This window comes from Tropicimonas aquimaris (assembly GCF_042676185.1).
GTDB classification, from domain to species: domain Bacteria; phylum Pseudomonadota; class Alphaproteobacteria; order Rhodobacterales; family Rhodobacteraceae; genus Tropicimonas; species Tropicimonas aquimaris.
This window is the reverse complement of sequence record NZ_JBHTJT010000064.1, coordinates 1-3304: the sequence shown is the minus strand read 5'-3', so window position 1 is coordinate 3304 and position 3304 is coordinate 1. Positions and strand designations below refer to the sequence as shown.

Below are 3304 nucleotides of genomic sequence, written 5' to 3'. Positions count from 1 at the left end.
CGCTTCGAGTGCGCCGTGCATCTTGGAAACGCATTGGCCGCGCGCATGGGGTTGTCGTCACCTTTCATTGCCACCCCTCCCCCCCGGTATCTACATTGCCGACAATTGCCTGTCCGCCGTCACTGACGTTGACGTGCTGAACCGTGACCGTCTGCTTGCCTCCGCTGCGATGCTTCCGCAGGGCCTCCATCTGTGCGGTGTATGTCCTGGCCAGCTTGTTGAAAGCCCGCTCGTGGGCTTCGAACTGCGGAAGCTGTTCGGCATTCGCCATTCGGCCACCCTGACGGATCAAGGCGACATGGGTTGCCGCCATCTGCACCGCCAACATGCGTTCTATCGCGTCGCGGGGTTCAATGTCGCGAACGATTGCCGGGAAAAACCCTCTCACGTCGTTTGCGCCTGGCTCAACCTCCTTGGGATTGAGAGTCATATACCCCTGGTTGAAGAGACCGTCGTTCACGGCCGGGCTCTTGCTGCCGTAGATCCGCTCCAGGGCGTCTTTGCCGTGCTGGGTTACGGCGACGGTATTGCCATCGTTGGTGAAGCTGAACAGGTCATATCGCGGCTGATCGGGCTTCTTCGGTTTCGTCTTGGCCTTCACGTTCTAAGGGACCATATCGTTCATGGCTCGGCTCCAATTCTGATGGAATGACGGACATGCACTTCGGGGTGTCCGACCACTTGCCCACTGCAGACGGAGGCAACTGGCCCGCGAACCGGGGGTCCATACATCCCGCAAAGGGCAACGGACTGTTCTAGTTCCGTGATGAAAGTACCGGTGCCGTGCATGTCAGAAATCCATGTTGCGGTCGGCGGGCTGACGACAGCTCCGCGGGTGGATGGCGATTGCAGTTGCGAAGCCGGAGCCGTTCTGCCGCTGCCAGTGCAGAACCACCGCGCCGCAGGCGCTGGGCAGAACCGAACAACGCTCGAAACGGGTCAGCGTGGCGCCTTCGCGCTCGGTGCCGAGTAGGGGGATGCGTTCAAACTTGGTCATGGGGTGCCTCGATGGCTGGGGGGGGGAGAGAGGGGAAATGTCGGGTGGGCGGTTCCGGCCGTGCCAGGAAGGCGGGGGATTGGGACCGCGCCCGCGTCGGCTTCTTTTGGCCATCGCGGGGGGGGGCTTGTCCCGGTGTGTCCCATGCCCCCGTATCTAGGGATACGGGGGGCGGGACAAATGAACACTTGTCCCACGGGACGACTTGCGCGCGGGACAGCGTAGGCCATTGATTTCAAAGGCTGCGCAGGGATTTGTCCCACTGTCCCAAGCTGTCCCAAAAGTGTCCCAGACAGGTGTCCCAAGGGGGGTGTTTGTCCCAGGGCGTTTTGGGACAGTTGAGCGCTACACTTCTGCATCGTGCAGCACCTCCAGCCCCTCGTCGGTCAGCTCAAGTTTCCGGGCGTATTTCTTGACGAGGCCTTCGGATACGAGGCTCGCCCTGATCCGCTCAGCGCTGCCCCTCGAAACTCCCAACTGGTCGGCCAACCCTCGAACGGAGATCTTCCCGTTGGCATGGATGGCCCGCAGTGCGTCAGTTTCCTTCCGCATCGCCTCCTGCGCCTTGCGGCGCTTGTCGCTCTCGAAGAGGTGGGTAACGACGGAGATCGGGTGCTGCCGGCCCTTGGTGTCGGCCAACTCGGGAAACGTCTTCTCCGGCATCGCGAAGTCCAGCGGCTCGAAGTAGCTGCCCCGGTGCTTGCCCTGCCAATGCATCGTGACGATCTCGTCTTCGCGCCAGCAGGTATAGTTGCCGTCGATCTCGTTCATGAAGGCACCGCCGCCGCGGGGGACGAGGTTACCCTTGTCTGCCTTCTTGCCTGCCGGGTGGGCGGGAATGATGACTGTCGGCTTCCCTGCCGCGCGCGACAGGCTGCGGAAGTTCCGGGCCGCGTTGAGCATGGCCACGTTGTCGTTATCGTTGTCGCCCTCGAAGAAGGCTTGCAGCGTATCGCCAATGATCAGGCGGAGATTGGGGATCTTGGAAGCTTCGGCTTCGAGCGCGTCCTGGCTTTGACTGATGCGGAATGCGCCGTCGTGCCAGAACACGGGCAGGTCGTATCCGTCGATGCCGTGGGCAAGGCAAAGTGCGCGCCACTGGCGCCGCACGTTGTCGGGGTTCTCGCCTGCGAGGAACAGGACGCTGCCTTGCTCGACTTCCTGATTGGCAAACGGCTTGCCGGTCGCAACCTGCAACATCAGGTAGAGCATGAGACTGCTCTTCCCGTGGCCGGTAAAGCCGGTGATGGCGTAGGTCATGCCCTTCTCGCAGATACCGTCAACCAGGTAGTCGGACGGCTCCAGGCGAGCCATGAAGGCTGCGTTTGATTCCAGACTGCCGAAGCCGCCATTGCGCGGCGCGTCGGCCTTCTGCTCGCCCTGTCCGGCCTGCTGTCCGGGATCGCACCGGCTGCCGACACCCTCGAAGGGATTGCGCCAGTCGGTGTCTTGCTGCCTAAGCCCGGCTTCCTTGGAGTAGCCCCGCACGGCGGCCGTATAGTCGCCCCCGTGCTCGTGGTAGACGAAGAGGTCGAAGGCGTCGCCGGTCGAGTAGCCCGCGGCGGACTTGCGCCCCACGTCCTCCATCGCCGAGCCCATGTAGACCCAATACTCGCCGTAATCCCGCAGGGCGAAGCTGCCGCTGGTGGAGTCAGGGGAACGCCAATCCCGGCCGTTGCCACGCGCGGCGTAGCCGTAGCGCCCCAACAGGCCCTCGATGCTGTGCGCCTTGTTGAAGTGGTCAACCGGGCTTTCGAGGCCGGTCGTGTGGAACTTGGCCCGCCGCTCGGCAGACTTCCAGGCCCGCTCTTCCTGCGCAGTCCGCTCCGCCTCCAAACGCGCCGCCCGGTTCGCCTCACGGCGTTGAATGACCGGATGGTCTGGCGTCAACTCCACGGGGGCCAGCCCCTTGTGCGAGGTGCGGTAGTGGTCGCCGCGGTTCGGCAAGAAGATCAGTTGCCCGGTGCGCTCCAGCGCCGGATCGGGACGGAGGCCATGTTCCTCAAGTAACTGGTGAACGGCTTCCATCGTGTCGGGCCAGTCGCGGCCGGGGATGTAGTCCGCCAACGGCAGGATCACCCGCGCCTTGGGATTGGCCTCCGTTGCCCGGCTGCTGCTGTAGTAGAGCCGGGTGGCGTCCTCGCCGAAGACAGCCCGCAAGGCGGCGCCGATCTCCTTCGCCGAGTTGGCGGGCTGCTCGGCTGTGCCGTCGAAGTCGAGGCCGATCAAACCGAACTCGCCGCGGTTTCGCTGCACCTCGAACACGCGCCCATCCCATCCGCAATAGCGGCTCGGGATGATCCATTG

General features: G+C 63.7%; 3 protein-coding genes. All 3 read right to left on the bottom strand.

Annotated elements, in window-relative coordinates:
- Window positions 1–64 precede the first annotated feature (64 nt).
- Window positions 65–601 carry a hypothetical protein gene (locus ACFQ2S_RS24705; protein ID WP_386079408.1) on the bottom strand — a complete coding sequence of 179 codons (537 nt, stop codon included), beginning with the start codon at window positions 599–601 and terminating at the stop codon, window positions 65–67.
- A 189-nt stretch (window positions 602–790) separates the two neighbouring features.
- Window positions 791–997, bottom strand: coding sequence for a hypothetical protein (locus tag ACFQ2S_RS24700; RefSeq protein ID WP_386079406.1), 207 nt, complete (start codon window positions 995–997; stop codon window positions 791–793).
- A 345-nt stretch (window positions 998–1342) separates the two neighbouring features.
- The coding region (locus tag ACFQ2S_RS24695; protein ID WP_386079404.1) for an AAA family ATPase at window positions 1343–3304 on the bottom strand (1962 nt) is incomplete at its 5' end.